This window comes from Delftia sp. RIT313 (genome assembly GCF_000632165.1).
GTDB classification, from domain to species: Bacteria; Pseudomonadota; Gammaproteobacteria; order Burkholderiales; family Burkholderiaceae_C; genus Comamonas; species Comamonas acidovorans.
The window spans coordinates 38553-63416 of record NZ_JFYT01000054.1 but is presented as its reverse complement, the minus strand read 5'-3'; the positions used below and the strand labels follow the sequence as shown (position 1 = coordinate 63416).

At 66.3% G+C, this 24864-nt stretch carries 24 protein-coding genes; 8 read left to right on the top strand and 16 right to left on the bottom strand.

The features are described from left to right. Positions 1-47: 47 nt before the first annotated feature. Positions 48-230: a hypothetical protein gene (locus tag BW39_RS16245; protein WP_225970971.1), complete on the bottom strand. Its 183-nt coding sequence runs from the start codon at positions 228-230 to the stop codon at positions 48-50. Positions 231-391: 161 nt separating this feature from the next. Continuing rightward, entirely contained in the window at positions 392-802 is a 411-nt protein-coding gene (locus tag BW39_RS16240; protein ID WP_043822988.1) for a hypothetical protein, read from the bottom strand. An 820-nt stretch (positions 803-1622) separates the two neighbouring features. Between BW39_RS16240 and BW39_RS16230 the strand changes: the two genes are divergently transcribed. Further along, the gene (locus BW39_RS16230; RefSeq protein WP_043822995.1) at positions 1623-2822 is read left to right on the top strand and encodes a COX15/CtaA family protein; all 1200 of its coding nucleotides are present in this window, start codon (positions 1623-1625) and stop codon (positions 2820-2822) included. After that, complete coding sequence (gene cyoE, locus BW39_RS16225) at positions 2819-3724, top strand: heme o synthase (RefSeq protein ID WP_012205889.1); 906 nt, start codon at positions 2819-2821, stop codon at positions 3722-3724. The genes BW39_RS16230 and cyoE overlap by 4 nt, the downstream gene beginning before the upstream one ends. Before the next feature lie 81 nt (positions 3725-3805). Here the strand turns inward: cyoE and BW39_RS16220 are convergent, their stop codons facing one another. From BW39_RS16220 to cyoA, 7 genes are all read right to left on the bottom strand, one after another. Continuing rightward, positions 3806-4342: a response regulator transcription factor gene (locus BW39_RS16220; protein ID WP_013802156.1), complete on the bottom strand. Its 537-nt coding sequence runs from the start codon at positions 4340-4342 to the stop codon at positions 3806-3808. A gap of 29 nt (positions 4343-4371) precedes the next feature. Then, entirely contained in the window at positions 4372-5673 is a 1302-nt protein-coding gene (locus tag BW39_RS16215; RefSeq protein WP_013802157.1) for an ATP-binding protein, read from the bottom strand. 129 nt (positions 5674-5802) lie between these two features. Next, positions 5803-6516: an SURF1 family protein gene (locus BW39_RS16210; protein ID WP_043822986.1), complete on the bottom strand. Its 714-nt coding sequence runs from the start codon at positions 6514-6516 to the stop codon at positions 5803-5805. Between the two features lie 71 nt (positions 6517-6587). Then, positions 6588-7028 (bottom strand): cytochrome o ubiquinol oxidase subunit IV, encoded by a 441-nt coding sequence (gene cyoD / locus BW39_RS16205; RefSeq protein WP_012205885.1) that lies wholly within the window; start codon positions 7026-7028, stop codon positions 6588-6590. Next, positions 7029-7661, bottom strand: a complete 633-nt coding sequence (gene cyoC / locus BW39_RS16200; RefSeq protein WP_012205884.1) for a cytochrome o ubiquinol oxidase subunit III — start codon at positions 7659-7661, stop codon at positions 7029-7031. Continuing rightward, a complete protein-coding gene (gene cyoB / locus BW39_RS16195) occupies positions 7654-9660 on the bottom strand; it encodes a cytochrome o ubiquinol oxidase subunit I (RefSeq protein ID WP_013802159.1) in 2007 nt (668 codons plus the stop codon). The genes cyoC and cyoB overlap by 8 nt, the downstream gene beginning before the upstream one ends. 66 nt (positions 9661-9726) lie before the next feature. Further along, positions 9727-10773, bottom strand: a complete 1047-nt coding sequence (cyoA, locus tag BW39_RS16190) for a ubiquinol oxidase subunit II (RefSeq protein WP_012205882.1) — start codon at positions 10771-10773, stop codon at positions 9727-9729. Between the two features lie 298 nt (positions 10774-11071). Between cyoA and BW39_RS16185 the strand changes: the two genes are divergently transcribed. Next, positions 11072-12409, top strand: a complete 1338-nt coding sequence (locus BW39_RS16185) for an MFS transporter (RefSeq protein WP_013802160.1) — start codon at positions 11072-11074, stop codon at positions 12407-12409. 57 nt (positions 12410-12466) lie between these two features. Here the strand turns inward: BW39_RS16185 and BW39_RS16180 are convergent, their stop codons facing one another. Both BW39_RS16180 and BW39_RS31705 read right to left on the bottom strand, forming a co-directional pair. After that, entirely contained in the window at positions 12467-12826 is a 360-nt protein-coding gene (locus tag BW39_RS16180; protein WP_081816225.1) for a hypothetical protein, read from the bottom strand. Between the two features lie 66 nt (positions 12827-12892). Further along, a complete protein-coding gene (locus BW39_RS31705; protein WP_152547252.1) occupies positions 12893-13093 on the bottom strand; it encodes a hypothetical protein in 201 nt (66 codons plus the stop codon). A 168-nt stretch (positions 13094-13261) separates the two neighbouring features. Between BW39_RS31705 and alaS the strand changes: the two genes are divergently transcribed. From alaS to BW39_RS16165, 3 genes are all read left to right on the top strand, one after another. Continuing rightward, positions 13262-15886, top strand: a complete 2625-nt coding sequence (gene alaS, locus BW39_RS16175; RefSeq protein ID WP_043822985.1) for an alanine--tRNA ligase — start codon at positions 13262-13264, stop codon at positions 15884-15886. An 88-nt stretch (positions 15887-15974) separates the two neighbouring features. Then, entirely contained in the window at positions 15975-17066 is a 1092-nt protein-coding gene (locus BW39_RS16170) for an ABC transporter substrate-binding protein (protein WP_043822983.1), read from the top strand. 9 nt (positions 17067-17075) lie between these two features. Continuing rightward, the gene (locus BW39_RS16165) at positions 17076-18326 is read left to right on the top strand and encodes a GGDEF domain-containing protein (RefSeq protein ID WP_043822981.1); all 1251 of its coding nucleotides are present in this window, start codon (positions 17076-17078) and stop codon (positions 18324-18326) included. A 20-nt stretch (positions 18327-18346) separates the two neighbouring features. Here BW39_RS16165 and BW39_RS16160 read toward each other — a convergent pair whose 3' ends face one another. From BW39_RS16160 to BW39_RS16140, 5 genes are all read right to left on the bottom strand, one after another. Further along, positions 18347-19369, bottom strand: a complete 1023-nt coding sequence (locus BW39_RS16160; RefSeq protein ID WP_013802165.1) for a GGDEF domain-containing protein — start codon at positions 19367-19369, stop codon at positions 18347-18349. A 34-nt stretch (positions 19370-19403) separates the two neighbouring features. Beyond that, on the bottom strand, positions 19404-20159 hold the full coding sequence (gene trmB, locus BW39_RS16155) for a tRNA (guanosine(46)-N7)-methyltransferase TrmB (RefSeq protein WP_373765413.1): 756 nt from the start codon (positions 20157-20159) through the stop codon (positions 19404-19406). Positions 20160-20223: 64 nt separating this feature from the next. Then, positions 20224-21162, bottom strand: a complete 939-nt coding sequence (gene gluQRS / locus BW39_RS16150; RefSeq protein ID WP_043822980.1) for a tRNA glutamyl-Q(34) synthetase GluQRS — start codon at positions 21160-21162, stop codon at positions 20224-20226. A 55-nt stretch (positions 21163-21217) separates the two neighbouring features. After that, on the bottom strand, positions 21218-22345 hold the full coding sequence (locus BW39_RS16145; RefSeq protein ID WP_034394361.1) for an NAD(P)/FAD-dependent oxidoreductase: 1128 nt from the start codon (positions 22343-22345) through the stop codon (positions 21218-21220). Between the two features lie 134 nt (positions 22346-22479). Continuing rightward, positions 22480-23418: a LysR family transcriptional regulator gene (locus BW39_RS16140; RefSeq protein WP_013802168.1), complete on the bottom strand. Its 939-nt coding sequence runs from the start codon at positions 23416-23418 to the stop codon at positions 22480-22482. Between the two features lie 133 nt (positions 23419-23551). Here BW39_RS16140 and BW39_RS16135 point away from each other — a divergent pair, with 133 nt between their 5' ends. Further along, positions 23552-24253, top strand: coding sequence for a pirin family protein (locus BW39_RS16135; RefSeq protein WP_043822978.1), 702 nt, complete (start codon positions 23552-23554; stop codon positions 24251-24253). A gap of 44 nt (positions 24254-24297) precedes the next feature. After that, the gene (locus BW39_RS16130; RefSeq protein ID WP_012205870.1) at positions 24298-24705 is read left to right on the top strand and encodes a DoxX family protein; all 408 of its coding nucleotides are present in this window, start codon (positions 24298-24300) and stop codon (positions 24703-24705) included. Positions 24706-24864: the final 159 nt, after the last annotated feature.

Genomic DNA, 24864 nt, shown 5'->3' with positions numbered 1-24864 from the left:
GGGTGAGGCGGGGGGCGATGCGGGTGGTGAGACGGGCTTGCCACGGTTCATGGCTCCAGCTCCTGCCGCATTTCCTCCAGCACCTGGATGGCTCCCTGGATCATGGCCTGTCTGTGCTCCAGCGCAGCCTTTTGGGCCTGCAGCCGGTCCAGCTGCTCGGCGACCAGCACCTCGTCGGCCCGCAGCTTCTTCAGCCGCTCCTGTATGGCCTCCATTTCCGGGGCGCTCATCTGCCAATCCTCCAGCATCGAAGGGCGCGGAGCGTGGCCCGGACCCTTCTCACAATTCACACGAATGCCGGCAATTATCTGTGCGTCTTAGTGATTGGCTATGAATGAATTGACATAGATTGTCATCGACCGGCGCAGAAGGCCGAAGGCTGTGCAGTTGTTCAAAGCAGCCAGGTCCTGTTGGGCCGGTTGCCGTCGATTTCCACAAGTCCTGCGTCCTGCAGTATGGGCAGGATGTAGGTGATCACCACGGCCGCGTTGTCGTTGGCCTGTTTGGCCGCAAAGCCCAGAAAGCCGGGCCGGTGCTGGCTGGAGGCCACGATGCAGGGCTGCTCGGCGCCGTGATGCTCCTGGGCCAGATGGCGCAGCACGGCGCAGAAGGCTTCCCGCCTTATGCGCACCGTGTTGCCCTTGTGCGTTCTGACTTCCAGGCCGCTGTCGCTGCGGCGGATGACCGTGAAGGACGCGGTGCGTCCCTTGTCGGGCGTCTTCAGGGGCTTATCCTGGGCGATGCCGTCCCAGAAGGCATTGAAATCGTTGTTGGAGAGCACGAGCACGAAAAAGAGGTCCATTGCCTGGAGGTTTTCTTGGACGTGGAGTCTCCCTGGCTTCGACTGGCCGAAGATGAGCAAATCTGAGCAGTGCCGCTCAATGTGCGAGAAATTTGAGGAAGATCCGGCCTTGCCGCGTTCTGACCTCGGTCCCTTCGATAAAGCCCATCAGTCTGGCCGAACCGTCCATGGAGTACAGCGCCGGTCCATCGATGCGGTAGATGGGCCTGGTCCCGCACCGGACGAATTCATCGCCTTCGACACGCCCGATTTCGTTTCCGTGCCCATCAAGCACAGTCCACGAGCCTCCTGCAATCATGGCCTCACCCGGCAGTTGCCGGTTCCCAAGTGAAACCACCAATCTAAGGAACGCGAGGTGTCTGAATCTGAGCGAATCTGAGCAGTCGTGTAAAGCTGGGCCGCCGACGTCTTGGGCAGGGTCCTGTGGAAATTCGTGTGCGCCAGGCTCAAGCCGCATCGCACCGGCCAAAAGAAGCTGGCTGCGATCTAGGGGCACTGCATGCGTGGGCGATTGAGCGGTTCGCAGCCAAGTAGAATTGTTTCATATCAAAGACATGCTGCTCTGAAAGTTGCAGCGACCGGGCCCGCTTGGCGGGCCTTGTGCATGGGGCGCGGTCCCGCAGCCGGTATCTGGGTGCATGTCCTGATTCTCTGTAGGCCCGGCCTGCGATCCAATCTCGCGCATGGGGCTGAGCCTTCTCGTCAAATTGCTCTCATTTATGAAGATCTGCTGTCGCCACCCGGATGCGCCTGCGGCATTGCCTTTCGGCTTGCCCGTGGGCCATGCCGTGTGGTGCATGCCGCGCTGCGGAGGGCGGGCGTGAGCGAACAGGCGCTGTACGATCTGGCCCCCGTTCTGGAGCTGATGCTGCTGGGCCTGTTGCTGGCGCTGGGCCCCCTGGCCTGGGTGTGGCTGCGCAACCGCAGCGGCGGCTCGCTCAAGCGGCTGCAGGCGCTGTCGGTGCTCACGCTGTTCCTGACCTTCGATCTGGTGCTGTTCGGCGCCTTCACCCGCCTGACCGATTCCGGCCTGGGCTGCCCCGACTGGCCGGGCTGCTATGGCAGCGCCAGCCCCATGGGCGCCCGCGCGCAGATTGCCGAGGCGCAGGCCGCCATGCCCACCGGGCCGGTGACGCATGGCAAGGCATGGATAGAGATGGTCCACCGCTATCTGGCCACCACCGTGGGCGTGCTCATCATTGCCATGACCATCATGGCCTGGCGGCGCGCGCGGCGCCTGGGCAGGGCGGGTGGCGCAGGGGCCGAGCGTACAGGGGCCGACGGCACGGGCGGTGCCCTGAGTCCGTGGTGGCCCACGCTGGCGCTGTTCTGGGTCTGCCTGCAGGGCGCCTTTGGCGCCTGGACCGTGACCATGAAGCTTTTTCCGGCCATCGTGACCCTGCACCTGCTGGGCGGCACGGGGCTGCTGGCCTTGCTGTGCGTGCCCGCCGTGGGGTTGAGCCGTGCTGCGCGCCAGCAAAGGGCGACCGTGATTTCGCCCGCGCTGCGCGCGGGGCTGTGGCTGGGCCTTGCGCTGCTGGTGCTGCAGGTGGCGCTGGGCGGCTGGGTCAGCACCAACTATGCGGTGCTGGCCTGCAGCAGTTTCCCGACCTGCCAGGGCAGCTGGTGGCCGGCCATGGATTTTTCGCAGGCGCTGCAGATCTGGCGTCCGCTGGGCCTGCTGCAGGACGGCAGCAACATCAGCTTTGCGGGCCTCACGGCCATCCACTATCTGCACCGCCTGGCGGCCTATGTGGTGGTGGCTGCGCTGGCCGGGCTGTGGTGGCGTTTGGGTGAAGTGCCCGCACTGGCGTCGCAGCGCCGCGTGCTGGGTGCGTTTTTGGTGCTGCAGGTGCTGACAGGCCTGTCGAACGTGGTGCTCGATTGGCCGCTGGTGGCCGCGGTGCTGCATACGGGCGGCGCAGCTGCGCTGGTGACCGTGATTGTTTGGTGCCTGGCGGCCAGCCGCCCGGGCGCACTGCGGGACGGTCTGCCGGTTGCCCGTGGAGAGATTGCATGAGTAAACAAGCTTCCCTGAGTGTCGAGCCCTCACGCTGGACACAGTTCTATGCCCTGACCAAGCCGCGTGTGGTGCAGCTGATCGTGTTCTGCGCACTGATCGGCATGGTGCTGGCCGTGCCCGGCTGGCCCAACGCCGACCAGTGGCTGCACATGGCGCTGGCCTGCCTGGGCATCTGGCTGGTGGCGGGCGCGGCGGCCGCCTTCAACTGCCTGGTGGAGCGCCATATCGATGCGCGCATGAAGCGCACCTCCTGGCGGCCCACGGCGCGCGGCGAGCTGAGCAGCCAGCAGGCGCTGGCCTTCTCGGCCATCTTGTGCACGCTGGGCGCGCTGGTGCTGCTGCTGTGCACCAACCCGCTGACCATGTGGCTGACGCTGGCCACCTTCGTGGGCTATGCCGTGATCTACACGGTGATCCTCAAGCCCGCCACGCCGCAGAACATCGTGATCGGCGGTGCCTCCGGTGCCATGCCGCCCGTGCTGGGCTGGGCCGCGATGACGGGCCAGGTCGGTCCCGAGGCGCTGATCCTGTTCCTCATCATCTTCCTGTGGACACCACCCCATTTCTGGGCGCTGGCGCTGTACCGCGTGGAAGACTACCGCCAGTCCGGCCTGCCCATGCTGCCCGTGACGCATGGCAGCGAGTACACGCGGCTGCAGATCCTGCTGTACACGGTGATCCTGTTTGCGGCCTGCATGCTGCCCTTCATGTACGGCATGAGTTCCTGGCTGTACCTGGTGGTGGCCGTGGTGCTGAGCGTGGGCTTCTGTGCCTATGCCTTTGCACTGTGGCGCAATTACTCGGACCAGCTGTCGCGCAAGACCTTCCGCTTCTCGCTGATCCACCTGAGCGTGCTGTTCCTGGCGCTGCTGATCGATCACTACCTCTGGCTGGGCTGATGGAGCTGATGGCCTGAGGGCCATGGCCGCGCAACGAAAAACCGGGCCCTTGAGGCCCGGTTTGTCTTGGTGCTTGCCGCCTTACTTGATCTGCCGCTTTTCCAGCTTGCGCGCCAGCGTGCGCCGGTGCATGCCCAGGCGACGGGCAGCTTCGGAGATGTTGAAATCGCTCTCGGCCAGGGTTTCGTGGATGTGTTCCCACTCCAGCGTCTTGATGGAGGTGGGGTTGCGTGACAGTTCCACGTCGGTGCGGCCTTCGAGGCGGCCGAAGGCGGCCTCGATATCGTCGGTGTTGGAGGGCTTGGCCAGATAGTGGCATGCGCCTAGCTTGACCGCCTCCACGGCCGTGGCAATGCTGGCATAGCCTGTGAGCACGACGATCAGCGCCTCGGGGCTGTGCTGGTGCAGCATCTGCACGCAGCTCAGGCCCGACGCGTTGCCCGCCAGCTTGAGGTCCATGACGGCGTATTGCGGCGAGTGCGTCTGCAGCAGCTCGCGCACTTCCTCGGCGCTGGCGGCCTGCAGCACGCGGTAGCCGCGCCGCTCGAACGAGCGCGTCAGCGTGCGCGCAAAGGTCGCATCGTCTTCAACCAGCAGCAGGAGGCGGGAGCTGTCCATGGGCGATTCGGGTTCCTGTGGGCGCCGCTTCAGGCGCCGGGTTCAATGGCAATCGATGACAGGGGCAGGCGGATCTCCACCTCACTGCCCCGCGGCGGGGTGTTCCTCACCTGAACGCGTCCGCCCAGCGAGCGCGCCACGTTGAGCACCAGGAAGAGGCCCAGCCCCCGGCCCGGGCGCTCCGTCTTGGTGGAGATATGGCGCTGGCCCAGCTGTTCCAGCACGGCGGGTGCAAAGCCCGGTCCCTTGTCGCGCACGGTGATGCACAGCATGCCGGTGCGCACGGCCAGGTGCAGCGCCACATGGCGGGGGGAGGCTTCGGCCGCATTGTCGAGCACATTGCAAACCATTTGCTGCAACGCGGTATCGGAAAGAATGGGGAAGTCCTCGTCGGCCTGGACATAGTCGAAATGCTCCACGGCGTGGCGTGACTGCCAGTGCGCGACCACGCCGTCCATGAAGGCGCGCAGCGTGGTGGCCTGTGGCGCATCGGCGCGGGTCTCGCCGGCCGACATGAGCACACTGGAGACGATGGACTTGCAGCGCAGCAGCTGCTGCTGCATTTCCTGCAGGTCGGCCAGCAGGTCGGGGTCTTGCGTGATGGCGGGCATGCGCTGCCAGTCGCCCAGGATGACGGACATGGTGGACAGCGGCGTGCCCAGCTCGTGCGCCGCGCCCGTGGCCAGCAGGCCCATGCGCACGATGTGCTCCTCTTCGCTGGCACGCTGGCGCATGTTGGCCAGCCGTGCGTCACGCCGGCGCAGGTTGGAGACGATGCGGCGCAGGAAGACCACCAGCAGCACCGTGGTCAGCCCGAAGCTGATCAGAATGCCGCTCACGTACAGGCCGGGCAGCCCGTCGGGACCTGCAGCGCCAATGGGCAGGGGCCAGTGCACGATGGCCAGCACCAGGGTGCACAGCGAGGTGCTGGCAACAATGATCCAGGCGTGCACGGGCCTGAGCAGCACGGCGCCCAGAATGCCCTGCAGCAGGAACAGATAGATGAAGGGATTGCTGGCGCCGCCGCTCAAATACAGCTGTATGGCCAGTGCCAGCACGTCGGCCAGCAGGGCCAGGAACAGGTTGCGCGCCGAGATCTGGCGGCGGTGGCTGCGGTACCAGTAGATGTAGCCAAGATTGGTGAAGACGCTGGCCATCAGCACCAGGGCCATGGCCGGCAGCGGCAGGGTGATGCCGAAGCCGTAGTGCACCAGGGAGATGGTGATCACCTGCCCGACCACGGCGAACCAGCGCAGCTGTATCAGCAGCTGCATGTTCTGGCGTTCGGTGGTGCGCTCGACGCGGAACAGGGACTCTGAAGGCGAATTCACGCGGGCGATTGTGCGCTACCGCAGGCAGCCGTGGCGCGGCAGGGTCTTGTAGAGGACTGGCGTAAAAAAGGCCACCGATGTCATCGGTGGCCTTGTTGCCTGCAGCGACGGCTTTACGGCTCTACGGCTTTACGGCTTGCTGCTTGCCTGCCGGTCATTGCGCCTGACCAGCCAGGCCGCGCCGACCACCATCAGCGCCAGCCCGTACCAGGTCAGCGCATAGACCAGATGGCTGTTGGGGAAGCGGATCACGGTCATGCCTGGGCGCGGCCAGGTGCCGTCTGCCACGGGCTGGCCCGGCAGGCCTGCGTCGATGAAGTAGGGGGCTGCATGGTCCAGGCCCTGGGCCTGAACAATGGCCGCCACATCGCGCGAGAACCAGCGCTGCTGCGCGGGATCGTTCTCGCGCAGGAAGCCGCCGCGCGGCTCGCTGATGCGCAGCAGGCCGGCCACCGTCACCGGGTCCTGGGGCGCCTGTGCGGGCTGATCCTGCCAGCGCGCGCGCTGCGCTGTGGGAATGAAGCCCCGGTTCACCAGCACCTGGTTGCCGTCCTCCATCTGCAGCGGCGTCAGCACCCAGAAGCCGGCGCCCAATTCGGTCACGGCCTGGGTCAGCACGGTCTTGCCGGCCAGCCAGTGGCCGCTGGCCTGCACGGCGCGGTACTCGTGGTCGGCGGCCGTGATCTGCGGCCATTCGGCGGGCGGGGGCAGGGCAGCGGGCGCGGCGTGCACGCGCTGGTCCACACGCTCTATCAAGTCCAGCTTCCAGGCACGGCGCTGGACCTGCCAGCTGCCCAGGAAGATGAAACCCAAAAACAAGGCGATGCCCACCGAGATGAGCATCGCCTGAGCGAGTGGGCCACGCCGGCGCGATGCGCCGGCGTGGCTGGAGGGCCCGGAGTTTCCGGATGCGGTCAAGGCGTGACCGAGGCCGGAGCCGTCTGCGCGGCAGGGTCGGCCGGCATGGTGTGCTGGGGCATCATGTTGGTGTTCATGTGGAACATGACCCACAGGGTGCCCGCAATGCCGATGGCCACGAAGACCACGGTGAAGATGGTGGACAGCAGGGTCCAGCCGCCTTCGATCTTGCCGTTCATGTGCAGGAAGAAGACCATGTGGACCAGGATCTGCACCACGGCGAAGCCGCCGAGCACCATCACGGCCGTTGCACGGTCCGAGATGACATTGCTCATCACCAGCCAGAACGGGATGGCCGTCAGGATGATCGAGAGCACGAAGCCCCACATATAGCCCGAGAACGTGCTGTGCGGGCCTGCGTCGTGGTGGTGATCGTCATGGCCGTGATGGTCGTGGTGACCGTGGCCATGGCCGGCGTGGATGTCGTGTGCAGCCATTTACAGCACCCCCATCAGGTAAACAAAAGTGAAGACGCCGATCCAGACCACGTCCAAGAAGTGCCAGAACATCGACAGGCACATCAGGCGGCGGTTGTTCTCGTGCGTCAGGCCGTGCTTGTTGATCTGGATCATCAGCGTGACCAGCCAGATCAGGCCGAAGCTCACGTGCAGGCCGTGGGTGCCCACCAGCGTGAAGAACGAGGACAGGAAGGCGCTGCGCTGCGGGCCTGCGCCCTCGTGCAGCAGGTGGGAGAACTCATAGAGTTCCAGGCCCAGGAAGCACAGACCGAACAGGCCGGTGATGGCCAGCCACAGCTGGGTGCCGCCCAGCTTGCCCTGCTGCTTTTGCAGCATGGCGAAGCCGAAGGTGATGGACGACAGCAGCAGGAAGGCCGTGTTCATCGCCACCAGGGGCAGGTCGAACAGCTGGGCGCCCGTGGGGCCTGCAGCGTAGTTGCGGCCCAGCACGCCATAGGTGGCGAACAGCGCTGCAAAGATCAGGCAGTCGCTCATCAGGTAGAGCCAGAAGCCCAGAGCGGTGCCGTTTTCGGGATGGGGCTCCTCGGCGAGGTGGTACTCGCGCGGGGCCAGGGCGGCAGCGCCGCCTGCGGTGTAACGGGTATCAGACATGACGTGCCAGCTGTTGTGTGCGCAGTTCTTCCGTTGCCGCGACTTCCGCGGCGGGGATGTAGTAGTCGCGCTTGTAGTTGAACGTGTGGATGATCGACGCCAGCACGGTGGCGGCGAACGACGCAATGGCCAGGGGCCACATGTGCCAGATCATCGCGAAGCCGAAGACCGTGGACAGCGCGGCGATCACGACGCCGGCGCCGGTGTTGGACGGCATGTGGACGGGCTTGAAGCCGGTCAGCGGACGCTGGTAGCCGTGCTTCTTCATGTCCCACCAGGCATCGATCTCATGCACCACGGGCGTGAAGGCGAAGTTGTACTGGGGAGGGGGCGAGGAGGTGGCCCACTCCAGCGTGCGGCCTTCCCATGGGTCGCCGGTCACGTCACGCAGCTGGTCGCGCTTGAAGTAGCTGACCACCAGCTGGATCAGGAAGCTGCCGATGCCCAGTGCCACCAGACCGGCGCCCAGGGCGGCGATCACGAACCAGATCTGCAGCGAGGGGTCCTCGAAGTGGTTGGCACGGCGTGTCACGCCCATCAGGCCCAGCACGTACAGCGGTGTGAAGGCGACCCAGAAGCCGACCAGCCAGAACCAGAACGAGCACTTGCCCCAGAACTCGTCGAGCTTGTAGCCGAAGGCCTTGGGGAACCAGAAGTTGATGCCGGCGAACACGCCGAACACCACGCCGCCGATGATCACGTTGTGGAAGTGGGCGATCAGGAACAGGCTGTTGTGCAGCACGAAGTCGGCCGGGGGAACGGCCAGCAGCACGCCGGTCATGCCGCCGATGGCGAACGTGCACATGAAGCCCACGGTCCACAGCATCGGCACCGTGAAGCGGATGCGGCCGCGGTACATGGTGAACAGCCAGTTGAAGATCTTGGCGCCCGTCGGGATCGAGATGATCATCGTCGTGATGCCGAAGAAGGTGTTCACGCTGGCGCCGGAGCCCATGGTGAAGAAGTGGTGCAGCCAGACCAGGTAGGACAGGATGGTGATACACACCGTCGCGTACACCATGGAGGTGTAGCCGAACAGGCGCTTGCGGCTGAAGGTGGAGACGATCTCCGAGAAGATGCCGAAGCAGGGCAGGATCAGGATGTAGACCTCGGGGTGGCCCCAGATCCAGATCAGGTTCACGTACAGCATGGGGTTGCCGCCCAGCTCGTTCGTGAAGAAGTTCGTGCCGACGTAGCGGTCCAGCGACATCAGCACCAGGGCTGCGGTCAGGATGGGGAACGAGGCCACGATCAGCGCGTTGGTGCACAGGGCGGTCCAGGTGAAGACGGGCATCTTCATCAGGTTCATGCCGGGTGCGCGCATCTTGATGATGGTCACGATCAGGTTGATGCCTGACAGCGTGGTGCCGACCCCGGCCACCTGCAATCCCCAGATGTAGTAGTCAAGCCCGACCCCGGGGTTCTGCGCCCCCAGGTTGGACAGTGCCAGCCAGCCGGAGGTGGAGAACTCGCCCAGGAACAGCGAGATCATCACCAGCACGGCGCCGCCCGTGGTCATCCAGAAGCTGAAGTTGTTCAGGAACGGGAAGGACACGTCGCGGGCGCCGATCTGCAGCGGCACCAGATAGTTCATCAGGCCGGTCACGAAGGGCATGGCCACGAAGAAGATCATGATCACGCCGTGTGCCGTGAAGATCTGGTCGTAGTGGTGCGGAGGCAGGTAGCCCAGGTTGTCGCCGAAGGCCATGGCCTGCTGCAGGCGCATCATCAGCGCGTCGGCAAAGCCGCGCAGCAGCATGACCAGACCGAGGATCATGTACATGATGCCGATCTTCTTGTGGTCGATGCTGCACAGCCAGTCGCGCCACAGCGGGCCCCACAGGCGGAACTTGGTGAGCAGGCCCAGCACGGCAAGGCCGCCGAGCACCACGGCGATGAAGGTCGCCAGCACGATGGGCTCATGCGCCATCGGGATGGAGTCCCAAGTGATGCGTCCCAGCAGCCAGTGGGCCTGTGCCGGGGAGGTATGTTCAGACATATCGAGTCTCTTAGGTCGTGATGGGAGCGGGCGGCGGTCTGGCCGTCGTCCGCGTCCGCTAACTGCTTATTGCTGCGCAGCGGCTGCGGAGCCGTCGCGCTGGTCCAGGAAGGCCACGACGCGGTCGGCGTTTTGCACCGTGCACACATCCTGGGGCAGGTTCATGCCCACGGCCTTGAGATAGGCTTCGCCGCCGGCAGCGTCGATGGCCATCATGTGATGCATGCACATCTTGCCTTCTTCGACACAGCGGTTGAGCACCTTGTCGTACAGGCCTTCGTCCACCGTGGCGAAGCGCTCGACCGGGTTACGCTCGCTGGGCTTGACCAGGTTCAGGTAGGTATCGCGCGTCAGGGCCTTGCCTTCGGACTTGGCCTTGGCAACCCACTGATCGAACTCTTCGTTGCTCAGGCCATGGAACTTGAACGTCATGCCCGAGAAGCCGGCGCCGCTGTAGTGCGATGCCAGGCCGTGGAACACGCCGGGCTTGTTGATCACGGCGTTCAGCTCGGTCTGCATGCCGGGCATGGCATAGATCATGCCGGCCAGGTCAGGCACGTAGAAGGAGTTCATCGTCGAGGTGGCGGTCAGCTTGAAGTGGATGGGACGATCCACGGGAGCGGCCAGCTCGTTGACGGTGGCGATGCCTTTTTCAGGGATGAAGAACAGCCACTTCCAGTCCATGGCCACGACCTGCACCTCCAGCGGCTTGACATCGGTGCTCAGCGGCTTGGTGGCCGAGACGCGGTCCAGCGGACGGTAGGGGTCCAGCTTGTGGGTGCTGATCCAAGTGATGGCGCCCAGCGCGATGATGATCATCAGCGGCACGGACCAGATCACCAGCTCCAGCGTGGTGGAGTGGTGCCATTCGGGGTCGTAGTGGGCCTCGGTGTTCGACTGGCGGTATTTCCAGGCGAAAAGCAGCGTGAGGATGATCACCGGGATGATGATGATCAGCATCAGCAAGGTGGCCGTGACCACCAGGTTGCCTTGCTGCGCGGCGATGTCGCCGGCGGGGTTGAGCACGACGGCTTTGCTGCAGCCAGTGAGACTGGCTGTCAAAGCGGCCGCGGTGAGCCACGCAGGCCCACGGAGTTCCTTGATTTTTAGCATGCTAGGGGCGCAACAAGAGCGCGTTTACATAGAAACGCGGATTACAAGATCCGGGCAAATGTATTACGAAGTATAAATTTGTCCATTGGACATTTTGTCCAACGTCAAGGAGAACCCGGGAACTTTCTGCTACCTGGGCGGGTGCACGGCAGGTGCCTGGCGGTCCGGAGGCCGCATTTTCGCGTCGCGCGCAGCAGGACAAACACCGAGGCCGGTCGAGGTGGAAACCGCCTTGCGCCAGATCAAGCGAGGGCGTAGAACAGAGCTGTCAGTGAGACGAGACAAGGAGCATCCATCTATGAGCGGCCTCGACACAACTGCAAGCTTCCCCGGCGGAAGCTATGAGAGCAAAGAATCTCTGTCCCGCGCCGACACCCACGAAGATGTCACGCCCAACGAAATCGCCGTCGGCGTGATCATCGGGCGATCCTCGGAGTACTTCGACTTCTTCGTGTTCGGCATCGCCTGCGTGCTGGTCTTCCCGGCACTGCTGTTTCCCTACCTTTCCAAGCTCGACGGCACGCTGATGTCGTTCGCCATCTTCTCGCTGGCTTTCGTAGCCCGGCCGCTGGGCACGGCGCTGTCCATGGCCGTGCAGCGGCGCTGGGGGCGGGCGACCAAGCTGACACTGGCGCTGTTTCTGCTGGGCGTGTGCACCGTGGGCATGGCCTTCCTGCCCAGCTACCAGCAGGCGGGGGTGAACGCCATCATCGTGCTGGCGCTGCTGCGCATAGGCCAGGGCATTGCGCTGGGCGGCTCGTGGGACGGCCTGCCGTCGCTGCTGGCCATGTCGGCGCCCAAGAACCGGCGGGGCTGGTATTCGATGATGGGCCAGTTGGGCGCGCCGCTGGGCTTCGTGCTCGCGGCAGGGCTGTTTGCCTTCATCTACGCCCATGTGGGAGCCGACGAGTTCCTCAGCTGGGGCTGGCGCTATCCCTTCTGCGTGGCCTTTGCCATCAACGTCGTGGCACTGTTTGCCCGGCTGCGCCTGGTCGTGGGCCAGTCCTACACCGAACTGCTGCAGCAGCGTGAGCTGGAGCCCATGGGTGTGCTGCCGCTGATGCGCGACGAGGGTCGCAACGTGGTGATCGGCGCGTTTGCCGCCCTGGCCAGCTTTGCGCTGTTCCACCTGGTGACCATCTTCCCGCTGTCCTGGATCTCGCTGTACTCGGACCAGTCGGTGACCCATGTGCTCGGGGTGCAGATCGTGGGCGCCTTCTGTGCGGCTGCCGCCATCATGGTCTCGGGCTGGCTGGCCGACCGTGTGGGCCGGCGCAACACGCTGGGCACCATGGCCTGCCTGATCGGCATCTTCAGCTTCCTGGCGCCCTGGCTGCTGGGCAGCGGAACGATGGGCAACAACGTGTTCATCATCGTCGGCTTCATCCTGCTGGGCCTGTCCTATGGCCAGGCGGCAGGCACGGTGACGTCCAACTTCCCCTCACGCTATCGCTACACGGGTGCTGCGCTGTCCTCGGACATGGCTTGGCTGGTGGGCGCGGCATTCGCTCCGCTGGTGGCCCTGGGCGTGTCCTCGCGCTTCGGACTGGTGGCGCTGGGGATCTATCTGCTGTCGGGTGCGCTGTGCACGCTGGCGGCGCTGGGCATCAACCGCGCCATCGAGACGCGCGACTGAACGGGCCCTTGTAAGCCAAAGGCCGGCTCTGCCGGCCTTTTTCGTTGTGACTTCGCCTCAGGGGTTTTCACCGTAGCGCTGCTTGAAGTCGAATTCGAGCCTGTCGCAGTCCTGCACCGATTCAAACTGCTGCGTCTTGCGCTCGGCCTCTGGCCGCGCGGTTTCCTTGCGGCAGATCTTGATGGTTTCGCGCTCCACCCAGCGCGCCTCGCCTTCGGGCGTGGACAGCAACTGGCCAGCCAGCATGAGCACAGCGAAGAAGGCCACGGGCAGGCCGATGAGCCAGGGCACGATGCGGCTTTTTGGCGGCTTGGGCGATTTCGGCGGTGTTGGCGGTTTGGCCGGATCGGATCCGTTGGCGCTGGCAGCGGTGGCCGGTTCGCTGGAATGGGGCTCGGGTGTCTGTGGTTGCGCCATGGTGTGCTTGCTGTGGTTCCGGCTGGCGATTATCCAGGGCGCCCATCGCGCGCAGTCTGAGCGGGATCAGGGAACGGCGAGATCGCCTGTGCTAGCCATCTCCCTCATCTCCTGCACCAGCCATTTATCCAGCGCAAGAATGTCGGCCCTGCGCCCCGGATGGTGCGCCATCCACAGCTGCAGGCGCCGCGGACCGGCCAGTCGCGCGCCGCTGTTGCGCGCGCATGTCAGCGATCCGGTCAGTGACGGGTTGGAGATCGTGCTCAAGGGCGGGCAGATGGGAGGAGAGGCCTTCTTTGGCCACGTGCGTGATAGAGGCCAGGCAGGGCTCGCTGCCGCAACCATGGGGCAAACCTATAATGCGCGTTGGTCCCGACGGGACACCCTCCCGCCAGGGACAGCGCCCCGCGTGCGCGCTCCGAACTCCTAGACACCATGAGCACACCCACTTTCACCGTTGCCGACATTCGCAAGAGCTTTCTGGACTTTTTCGCATCCAAGGGCCACACCATAGTGGAGTCGAGCCCCCTGGTGCCCGGCAACGATCCGACGCTGATGTTCACCAACTCGGGCATGGTCCAGTTCAAGGACGTGTTCCTGGGCACCGACAAGCGCCCCTACAAGCGCGCCACCTCGGTGCAGACCTGCCTGCGCGCAGGCGGCAAGCACAACGATCTGGAAAACGTGGGCTACACGGCCCGCCACCACACCTTCTTCGAGATGCTGGGCAACTGGTCCTTCGGCGACTACTTCAAGCGCGAGTCGCTCAAGTGGGCCTGGGAGCTGCTGACCGAGGTCTACAAGCTGCCCAAGGAACGCCTGCTGGCCACGGTCTACGCCGAGGACGACGAGGCCTATGACATCTGGACCAAGGAAATCGGCCTGCCGCCCGAGCGCGTGATCCGCATCGGCGACAACAAGGGCGGCCGCTACAAGAGCGACAACTTCTGGATGATGGCCGACACCGGCCCCTGCGGCCCCTGCTCGGAAATCTTCTACGACCACGGCGCGCACGTGGCCGGCGGCCCTCCGGGCAGCCCTGACGAAGACGGCGACCGCTTCATCGAGATCTGGAACAACGTGTTCATGCAGTTCGACATGGACGAGCAGGGCAACGTCAAGCCGCTGCCCGCGCCCTGCGTGGACACCGGCATGGGCCTGGAGCGCCTGGCCGCCATCCTGCAGCATGTGCACAGCAACTATGAGATCGACCTGTTCCAGGCCCTGATCAAGGCCGCTGCGCGCGAGACGCACATCGCCGACATCGAGACCCCCTCGCTCAAGGTGATCGCCGACCACATCCGCGCCACCGCCTTCCTGGTGGCCGACGGCGTGATCCCCTCCAACGAAGGCCGCGGCTACGTGCAGCGCCGCATCGTGCGCCGCGCCATCCGCCACGGCTACAAGCTGGGCCAGAAGACCCCGTTCTTCCACAAGCTGGTCAAGGACCTGGTGGCCGTGATGGGCGATGCCTATCCCAAGATCCGCGAGCAGGAAGCGCGCATCACCGAAGTGCTGCGGGTCGAGGAAGAGCGCTTCTTCGAGACCCTGGCCAACGGCATGGAAATCCTGGACGCGGCGCTGGCCGGTGGCGCCAAGGTGCTGCCCGGCGACGTGGCCTTCAAGCTGCACGACACCTACGGCTTCCCCCTGGACCTGACCAACGACGTCTGCCGCGAGCGCGGCCTGAGCGTGGACGAGGCGGGCTTCCAGACTGCCATGGAAGAGCAGAAGAACAAGGCCCGCGCAGCAGGCAAGTTCAAGATGGACCGCGCCCTGGAATACACGGGCGATGCCAATGCCTTCACGGGCTACCAGAAGCTGGCCGAGGCCGCCAAGGTGGTGGCACTGTATGCCGAAGGCAGCGCCGTGCAGGAACTCAAGGCCGGCCAGAGCGGCGTGGTCGTGCTCGACACCACGCCTTTCTACGCCGAGTCCGGCGGCCAGGTGGGCGACCAGGGTGTGATCAGCACCACGGGCGCACGCTTTGCGGTCGAGGACACGCTCAAGATCAAGGCCGATGTGTTCGGCCACCACGGCGTGCTGGAGTCCGGCAGCCTCAAGGTGGGCGATGCCGTGCAGGCCGAGGTGGATACGCAGCTGCGTGCCGCCACCATGCGCAACCACTCGGTCACGCACATCATGCACAAGGCCCTGCGCGAAGTGCTGGGCGATCACGTGCAGCAAAAGGGCTCGCTGGTCAACGCCGAGCGCACGCGCTTCGACTTTGCCCACAACCAGCCCGTGACCGCTGAAGAGATCCGCGAGATCGAACGCCGCGTGAACGCCGAGATCCTGGCCAACACGCCCACCGATGCGCGCGTGATGGACATCGAATCGGCCAAGGCCACGGGCGCCATGATGCTGTTTGGCGAGAAGTACGGCGACTCCGTGCGCGTGCTGGACATCGGCAGCAGCCGCGAACTGTGCGGCGGCACCCACGTGCAGCGCACGGGCGACATCGGCCTGTTCAAGGTGGTGGGCGAAGGCGGCGTGGCCGCTGGCGTGCGCCGCATCGAGGCGGTGACCGGCGAGAACGCGCTGGCCTACCTGCAATCGCTGGAATCCACGGTGGACCAGGCCGCCGCCGCGCTGAAGGCGCCGACTGCCGAGCTGAACACCCGCATCGGCGGTGCGCTGGAGCAGATCCGCGCGCTGGAGAAGGAAGTGGCTGCGCTCAAGGGCAAGCTCGCTTCCAGCCAGGGCGACGAGCTGGCCGGCCAGGCCGTGGACATCAAGGGCATCAAGGTGCTGGCCGCCAGGCTGGAAGGCGCCGACGCCAAGACCCTGCGCGACACCATGGACAAGCTCAAGGACAAGCTGGGCGCCGCAGCCATCGTGCTGGCCGCCGTCGATGGCGACAAGGTGCAACTGGCCGCAGGCGTGACCAAGGCCGAGACCTCGCGCATCAAGGCTGGCGATCTGGTGAACTTCGTGGCCAGCCAGGTTGGCGGCAAGGGCGGCGGCAAGCCCGACATGGCCATGGCCGGCGGCACGGACGCTTCGGGCCTGCCCGCGGCGCTGGCCGGTGTGCAGGCCTGGGTGGCAGAGCGCGTCTGACCCAGCTGCGCGGCAGATGATTCCTGCTGCCCCTTCTTCGGGACGCCCCGGTGGACTCCACCGGGGCGTCTTGCCGTGGGCGCTGCGTATGACCTACATGGCCTGGGTGATGGGCGTGCTGGCGCAATCGGCCGCTGCCGCCGCGCAAAGCGTGGTTTTCATCAACCCCGGCCGCTCCGACGAGCGCTACTGGACCACGGTCAGCGAGGCCATGCAGGACGCGGCCAATAGCCTGGGCATGCAGCTGCAGGTGCGCTATGCCCAGCGCGACCACCTGCGCCCCATCGAGATTGCGCGCCAGATTGCCGCCTTGCCCAAGGGGCAGCGGCCCCGCTACGTGATGTTTACCAACGACTACAGCGTGGCGCCTGAAATCCTGCGCACGCTGGAGGCCGCAGGCATCGACAGCTTCATGGCCTTCAGCGGCGTGCCCGAGACGTTGCGCGGCCAGACCGGCGTGGCGCGAGAGCGCTATCGCCACTGGCTGGGCAGTCTGGAGCCGGGCGCCGAAGAGGCCGGCTACCTGACCGCCAAGTCACTGTTCGCCGCTGCGCGGGCATCGGGCCAGGCGCGTGCGGCCGATGGCCGGCTGCACATGGTGGCCATTGCCGGGGACCGCTCCACGCCCTCCTCGGTGGAACGCAATGCCGGCATGCGCCGCGCGGCGGCCGAGGCCAGCGACGTGGTGCTGCAGCAGGAAGTCTTTGGCGAATGGCGCCGCGAACGCGCCGAGCAGCAGGCGGCCGTGCTGTTCCAGCGGTATCCCGAGGTTCGCCTAGTCTGGGCGGGCAACGACGAGATGGCCTTTGGCGCCATGCAGGCCTGGCGCGCGCGGGGCGGCTCGCCGGGGCGTGACGCCTTCTTCAGCGCTATCAATTCATCGGCCGCCGCCATGACGGCGCTGCGCACGGGCGAGCTGTCGGCACTGGCGGGCGGCCATTTCCTGACCGGCGCCTGGGCCCTGGTCATGCTCTACGACCATGCGCACGGCACCGATTTCGCCTCCGAAGGGCTGGAGCAGGTGCGGCCCATGTTCACGCTGCTGGACAAGTCCCAGATCGACCGCTACGAGCACAGGATCAGCGCGCCGCTGGCCCCTCTGGACTTTCGCAGCTACAGCAAGCACCTCAATCCCCGGCTGCGGCGCTACGGATTCGAGCTCAAGCACCTGCTGCGCTGAGCGCCTTCCATGCCCCGCTTCCGCTCGATTGCCTCTTTGCTGATCCTGCGCATCATGCTGCTGGCCGTGGCCTGCATGCTGGTGTTTGGCGGCGCCCACGCCTGGTGGGAGTACCGCAAGGGGCAGCAGGAGTTTCGCCGCTCCATGGAGACGCTGGTGGCCAACAGCATGATCTCGCTGTCCGCCGCGCTGTGGGACATCGAGCCGGCCCTGGTGCGCGAGCAGGTGCAGTGGCTGGGCAAGCTGCCCCTGGTGGGACATGTGCAGCTGCGCGTCACCTCCACGGGCGAGATGTACGAGGCGGGCGAGCCCAGGGATGGCCGCGCGCCCGCCGTGTCCATGCTCATTCCGGCACCGCGTCACAGCCAGTCCAGCCTGCCGCTGGGCGAACTGCAGGTCTGGGAGAACCGGGGCCACTACCTGGAGGTGCTGCGCGACTCCACGCTGCGCGTGCTGCTGGGCTATGCGCTGTTCACGGCCCTGGTCTGCCTGATGGTGGCCTGGGTGATGCGCAGGGAGCTGCGCCAGCCGCTGCAGCAGATTGCGGGCTTTGCGGCCAACCTCAAGCCCAATGAGTTGTCGAGGCCCTTGGTGCTGGAGCGGGCGCGGCGCGGGCAGCGCGACGAGATCGACATGGTGGTGCAGGGCTTTGGCCAGTTGCAGCATGACCTGCGCGGCCACATCGAGCATTTGGACCTGCTGGTGGCCCAGCGCACGGCCCAGCTGGAGGAGCTGGTGGAAGAGGTCAAGCGCATGTCGCTGACCGATGCGCTGACCGGATGCCTCAACCGCCGCGCCATGGACGAGCGCCTGGCCTCCGAGGTCGCCCAGGGCCAGCGCCTGGGTGCGGCCCTGAGCGTGATGTTCGTGGACGTGGACCGCTTCAAGCAGGTCAATGACAGGCACGGCCATGCCGCAGGCGATGCCGTGCTGCGCGAGGTGGCGCTGCGTTGCCGGCAGGCACTGGAGCGGGAGCCTTCGGCACAATGGATGGCGCGCTATGGCGGGGAGGAGTTCCTGATCGTGATGCCGGGTGTGGCTGCGGCCCAGGCCTGGGCGCTGGCCGGGCAGCTGCGCGAGGCCATACGCTCCACGCCCATACAGGTCCATGGCCTGGAACTGGCGGCGACGGCCAGCTTTGGCGTGGCGCAACTGCAGGGCGCCGAGAGCGCGCAGGAACTGCTGCAGCGCGCCGATGCCATGCTCTACGAGGCCAAGCACGCCGGGCGCGACTGCGTGCGCGTGGCCGGCCTCGCCTGACGGCACGGCGCCGGGCCGGCTCAGAACAGTTCGATGTCGTTGCTGTTCACCTGGGGTGCCAGCAGCCCCTGGGTGATCAGATCACCGTAGTACCAGGTCTGGTTGCGGCCGTGCTCCTTGGCGTGGTAGAGGGCCTGGTCGGCATGGCCCAGCACCTCCACGGGTGCGCCCGTGCCCATGGCGGCAAAGCCCGTGCTCACGGTGATGCGGCCGACCTGGGGGAACTCGTAGCTCTCCACGTCGTGGCGCAGGCGCTCCAGCGCCTTGCGGGCATTGACCAGGCTGACCGAGCGCAGCAGCACCACGAATTCCTCGCCGCCGAAGCGGAACACACGGTCCTTGGCGTCGAAGCAGCTGCGCAGGATGTTGGCCACCAGGATCAGCACCTCATCGCCATACAGGTGGCCAAAGCGGTCGTTGATGCGCTTGAAATGGTCGATGTCGATGGCGGCCAGCCACTGGCCGGGAACGTCTTCCGTGGCCACGCCGGGCATGGCCATCGGCGCCTCCTGCAGCGACAGGCGCAGGAACTGCTCGTCGAAGGTCTTGCGGTTGAGCAGGCCGGTCAGCGCATCGCGTTCGCTGTAGTCCAGCAGGCTCTGGTAGTTGTGATAGACGCCGAAGATGCCCTGGATCACATCGAGCCGGCTGGGCGAGAAGGCCGTGGACTGCGTGATCTCCAGGCAGTGGTAGGCCGTCTCCTGGCGCCACAGCGGCAGCCACAGCACGTGCTGGCCATCGGGCTGCACGGCCGAGGCGATGAGGGCGCGCTGCTGCAGCGCCTGCTGCAGCGCGGGCATGGAGGCCAGCTCCACGCTTTGCGGGTCATACAAGGCCTCGGCATCGGTGGACATGACCTGATCGCCCTGGCTCCAGGTGCGCGCACGCACGCAGTGCCTGCCGTCGGGCATGGCGAACAGCTCCAGCGCCCGCACCTGCACCACGCCATTGAGCTTGAACAGGGTGGACAGCACCGAGATTTCCAATCGCAGATGGTCCCTGTGGGCCGTCATCTCGACCAGATTCTGTAGCAATGGCTGCATGCGAGGCCTTGTATTGGAAGAGGGCGCGACCGGCTCAGCGGCGCTCAAACACCAGATCCCACACACCGTGGCCCAGGCGGATGCCACGGTTCTCGAACTTGGTCAGCGGCCGGTAGTCGGGCTTGGCGGCATAGCCCTCGGCCGTGTTGGCCAGCAGGGGTTCCGCGCCCAGCACCTCCAGCATCTGCACCGCATAGGGCTCCCAGTCGGTGGCGCAGTGGATGTAGCCACCGGGACGCAGCCGGCGTGCCAGCTTGGCCACCAGAGGCTCCTGGATCAAGCGGCGCTTGTTGTGCTTTTTCTTGTGCCAGGGATCGGGGAAGAAGATGTGGATGCCGTCCAGGCTGGCCTCGGGCAGCATGTTGTCGATGACTTCGACGGCGTCGTGCTGCAGGATTCGGATGTTGGAGATGTCCTGCTCGCCAATGCGCTTGAGCAGGGCGCCCACGCCGGGCTCGTGCACCTCGCAGCACAGGAAGTTGTCATCGGGGCGCACGCGCGCGATGTGGGCCGTGGCCTCGCCCATGCCGAAGCCGATCTCCAGGATCAGGGGGGCCTGGCGGCCATAGGTGGCCGAGGCGTCCAGCGGCGCGGCCTGGTAGTTCAGCACGAAGCGCGGACCCAGCTCCTCGAAGGCCTTGGCCTGGCCTGTCGTGGTGCGGCCGGCGCGGCGCACATAGCTCTTGATGGTCTTGGGATGGGCCACGCCCTCGGGCGGCTGGCCGGTACGGGCGGCCGCAGGTGTGGAGGGCGAAGAGGAATCGTGCGGCGCACCGGGGGCAGCGGACATGGTGTTCGGGGTATCGCCGTCCATGGACTGCTCGGCTTGGGGGGAAGAAATTGGGTTCACGGGCTCAATTGTATGTATGGCGCCAGCCCCTGACCCAGAACTGCAGCGCTTCGCCCAATGCGGCCTGGGGTGATGGCTGGGGCAGTCCCAGGTGGGCGGCTGCGGTACGCAGCGCGGCCACGGGGGCGCTCAGGTCCAGTGCGGGGGCGCCGTGCTGCTTGGAAAGCTTTTCGCCGTCGGGCATGAGTACCAGCGGCGTGTGCAGGTACTGCGGGTGACCTATGCCCAGGGCGCGCTGCAGCAGCATCTGGCGGGGCGTATTGTCGGCGAGGTCGGCGCCGCGCACCACATGGGTGATGCCCTGCAGGCCGTCATCGACGACCACGGCGAGCTGGTAGGCCCACAGGCCGTCGGCCCGGCGCAGGACAAAGTCGCCCACGCCGTGGATCACATCCTGCTGCTGGGCGCCCAAGCGGCGGTCCTGCCAGTGCAGCACGGGGTCGTGGCGGGTGAAGCTGTCCAGCGCAAAGCGCCAGGCCCGGGCGCTTTTGCCGTGCAGGCCGTCGCGGCAGGTGCCGGGGTAGGGCCGTTCCACATGGCGCTCATGGGCCCAGCCCAGGTTTTCCCAGGCTGCCTCGATGTCCTTGCGCGTGCAGCCGCAGGGATAGGCCAGGCCGCCGGCCTTGAGCCGCTCCAGTGCGCTTTCGTAGAAGGTGTGGCGGCGGGACTGCCAGACAGGCTCTTCATCCGGCAGCAGGCCGCAGGTGGCAAGCTGGTTCAGGATGGCGGTGTCGGCACCGGGCTGGCAGCGCGGAGGGTCTATGTCCTCGATGCGCACGAGCCAGCGGCCGCCATGGGCGCGTGCATCCAGCCAGCTGGCCAGCGCCGCCACCAGGGAGCCTGCATGCAGCAGGCCCGTGGGTGAGGGCGCAAAGCGGCCGACATACGGGGATGGGGCGGGTGCGGAGCCGGTTTCGGCGGATTCAGGGGCGGCGGGAATCATCGGGGCCGGATGTTAAGGCCTTGCGCCGCCCCCTGCCAGGACCTGGTGGCCTGGTTCAGTCCGCAACCAACGCCAGGGCCATTTCCAGTCCCGAGACAAAGGCATCCTCCACGCGGCGGCCAATGCACCAGTCGCCGCACAGGCCAAGGCCCGCATCCTTGTTGCGCAAATGGCTGCGGCCCAGCGGCGACAGGGTCTGCGCATGGGGCCAGAGGTAGACGCTGGCATGGCGGGGAGGGATGCGGATGCGCGTGATCTCGCCAAAGGCCTTCTGCATCTTGGCCAGCACGCGCGGGGCGTCGTCGGCGCGGTGCTCCTGCGACCATTGGGGGCTGGCCAGCACGGTCCAGCGTTCGCTTTGGGAGCGGCCCGGCTTGGAGGATTCTCGTGCCACCCAGACCGCGCGCTCATGCGTGGTGCGGGCCGCATTCCACTGCGGCCCCAGGGTGGACAGGCCGGCCTCGGTGGCCATGGGGTAGGACAGCGTCAGCGCCCAGCAGGGCGCCATTTCCACGGCCGCCATGCCCTGCACCAGCGACAGGGCCAGGGGCGTGGTCTGCAGCAGCTGGCGCGCCTGTGGAGCGGGCAGGGCGAGTATTACTTCATCGAAGCCTGCGCGGATCTGCGTGGTCGGCTCGGTCGTCTCCACATGCAGGCTCCAGCCGCGCGAGCCGGGCTGGCGTTCGAGCTTGGTCACGCGCTGGCCCAGGTGCAGGCGGTCGGCATCCCACAGCGGCGCGGCCCAGGCCAGCGGCAGGGCCTGCATGTCGGGCGTGGCCACCCAATGGGCTTCGGTGGGTGCGGGGGCAGCGCTGGACTGGCGGCCCTGCGCATCCAGCACGCGCAGCGTGCTCACGCTCCAGGGGCGGCACAGGCCGGGCACGGTCTGCAGGGCCAGCTCGAAGCGCTTGTCGCGCACGGTGAAATACTGCGCGCCGATGTCGAAGGCGCCATGCGCGGCGTTGACAGAGCGCATGCGCCCGCCCACCTGGGGCAGCCGCTCGTAGACATGGACATCGTGGCCGGCCTGCATCAGCGTGCGTGCGCAGGCCAGGCCCGCCATGCCGGCGCCAATCACGGCAATGCGGCGTGCGCCGGCCTTGGGGCGCGCCTTGGAGGCTTCGGGGGGCTTGGTGGCCTTTTTCTTGACCGTGGACTTGGAGGCAGCGCGGGAAGCGTTCATGGAGCAGACCTTTGCGGGCAGTGGCAGATTCCGGGAAGCATGTCCTTTCCGGCCTGCTCCACCGCAGCGGCGTGGCAGGCCGGGACCTGTAACCACTCTACACCCGCGAAGACCGCCCGGCGGCGTGCGCCAGCTCAATGTCGGTGATGATTTTCCATGAGAGCGCGGCGCGTGGCGGGGCTCTCCAACTGCTGCAGCCACCACTGCAGCGCGCGCGGCGGAACCTGCTGCGGCGCGCCGGACCATGCGTAGTGCACGCGCACATTGCGCGAGGGCCGGGCGACCTGGCGCGTCACCAGCAGGCCGGCCTGCACATACACATCGGCCATGAAATGGGGCAGGAAGCCGCAGCCTATCCCGCGCACCTGGGCCTCGATCTTGGCCTGCATGGAGTCCACGGTGAAGATGTCCTGGCCGCTGAGCAGGCCCATGCTGGCGCTGTCGCGCAGGCCTGAATCGGCCACGGCGATGATGCGGTGCTGCAGCAAGGTGGCGTCGGTGATGGGCTCGGGCGCCGTGGCCAGCGGATGGTGGGGCGCCACGGCAAAGACAAAGTCCAGCTCGCCCAGCTCGCAGGCCTGCAGGCCTGCCACGTTGCTGGAGTTGACCGCCACCCCGATGGCCAGGTCGGCGCGGCCCGAGGTCAGCGTCTCCAGCGTGCCGGTGAGGATGCCGTCGCGCAGCTTCAGCCGCGTGGGTGGCTGCATGGCGTAGAAGGCCTCGACCAGCTCCAGCATCGGCGTGCGCGCCACGGCACCATCGACCACGATGGTCAGGTGCGGCTCCCAGCCCGTGGCCACGCGGCGTACGCGATGCGCCACGGTGTCGATCTCATGCAGCAGGCGCACCCCCTCGCGCAGCAGTTCCCGGCCGGCCTCAGTGGGCTGGGCGTGGCGCGAGCGGCGGTCGAACAGCAGCACGTCCAGCGCATCTTCGATCTGGCGCACACGGTAGGTCAGGGCACTGGGCACCAGGCCCAGCTGGCGTGCAGCGGCGGCAAAGCTGCCGGCCTCGGCAATGGCCTGGAGCATGGCCAGGCTGTCGGGGGTGAGCACGTCACGGGGGCTGGGCATGGGGCGTTATGGCTTCAAAAGCTTTGAATGATGCCATCAATCCTGCTGCGCCTTGCCTGCGGCAGCGGCTTCTACAGTGGAGCCATCGACGCAAGAGTTTCGAAGATCTGACACGTTGGAAAGGGACAAAAACATGATCGCCCTGCGCAAATCCCGGGAACGCGGCCATGCCGACCATGGCTGGCTGCGCTCGCACCACAGCTTCTCGTTTGCGGGCTACCACGATCCGCGCCACATGGGCTTTGGCAACCTGCGCGTGATCAACGAGGACCACATCGCCCCGGGCACGGGCTTCGGCTCCCATGGCCACAAGGACATGGAGATCATCAGCTACGTGCTCGAAGGCCGGCTCTCGCACAAGGACAGCATGGGCAACGAGCAGACCATCTCGCCCGGCGAGGTGCAACGCATGAGCGCCGGCTCGGGCGTGGTGCACAGCGAGCACAACCACGCACCGGGCCAGACCACGCATTTCCTGCAGATCTGGCTGCTGCCCAGCGAGACGGGCATTGCGCCCGGCTATGCGCAAAAAGCCTTTGCCGACGAGGAAAAGCGCGGCCGGCTGCGCCTGGTGGCCTCGCCCGATGGCGCGAATGGCTCGGTCAGCGTCCATGCCGATGCCCGCCTCTATGCAGGCCTGTTCGACGGCGATGAGCAGGCCGAACTGGAACTGCCCGCCGGCCGCAAGACCTATGTGCACCTGGTGCGCGGCACGCTGAGCGTCAATGGGCAACGGCTGACAACGGGCGATGCGGCCCTTGTGGAGAATGAACCGCGACTGCGCCTGCACGACGGGGAACAGTCCGAGGTCCTGGTCTTCGATCTGCAAGCCTGAGAGCGTGCGCAGCACGCTCTGAAGATTCACGAGGAGTACCCATCATGTTGAACCGTCTGAGCAACCCGCTGGCGCTGGCCGGCCGCATCCTGATCGCGCTGATGTTCGTGCCTGCGGGCTTTCAGAAAATCGGAGGCTTCGCCGGGACCGTGGGCTATGCCGCATCGGTAGGCATGCCCATGCCGCAGATCGGCGTGGCGATTGCCCTGGTGGTGGAGATCGTCGGCGGCCTGGCCTTGCTGCTGGGCTGGTGCACGCGCTGGGCGGCCCTGGTGCTGGCGTTCTTCACGCTGGTGGCCAGCTTCTTCTTTCACACCTACTGGAGCGTGCCGGCCGACGCCGCCATGATGCAGCAGCTGCTGTTCTGGAAGAACATCGCCGTGACTGGCGGCCTGCTGGGCTTTGCCGCCCACGGTGCCGGCGGCTGGAGCGTGGATGCGCGCCGCCATTGAGTGGGTGGGGCAGCGTTGGCCATGCCCTGATTTTTGTTAGGCTACTGTCTTGAGTGGGCCCCGCAGCAGCGCTGCGGGGCCCTTTGGCGTGGATGGATTGATGAATGCGGCGCTGGCTGGCCTGTGGCTGCGCAGGGCGTTCGAGGATTGGATTTCTTG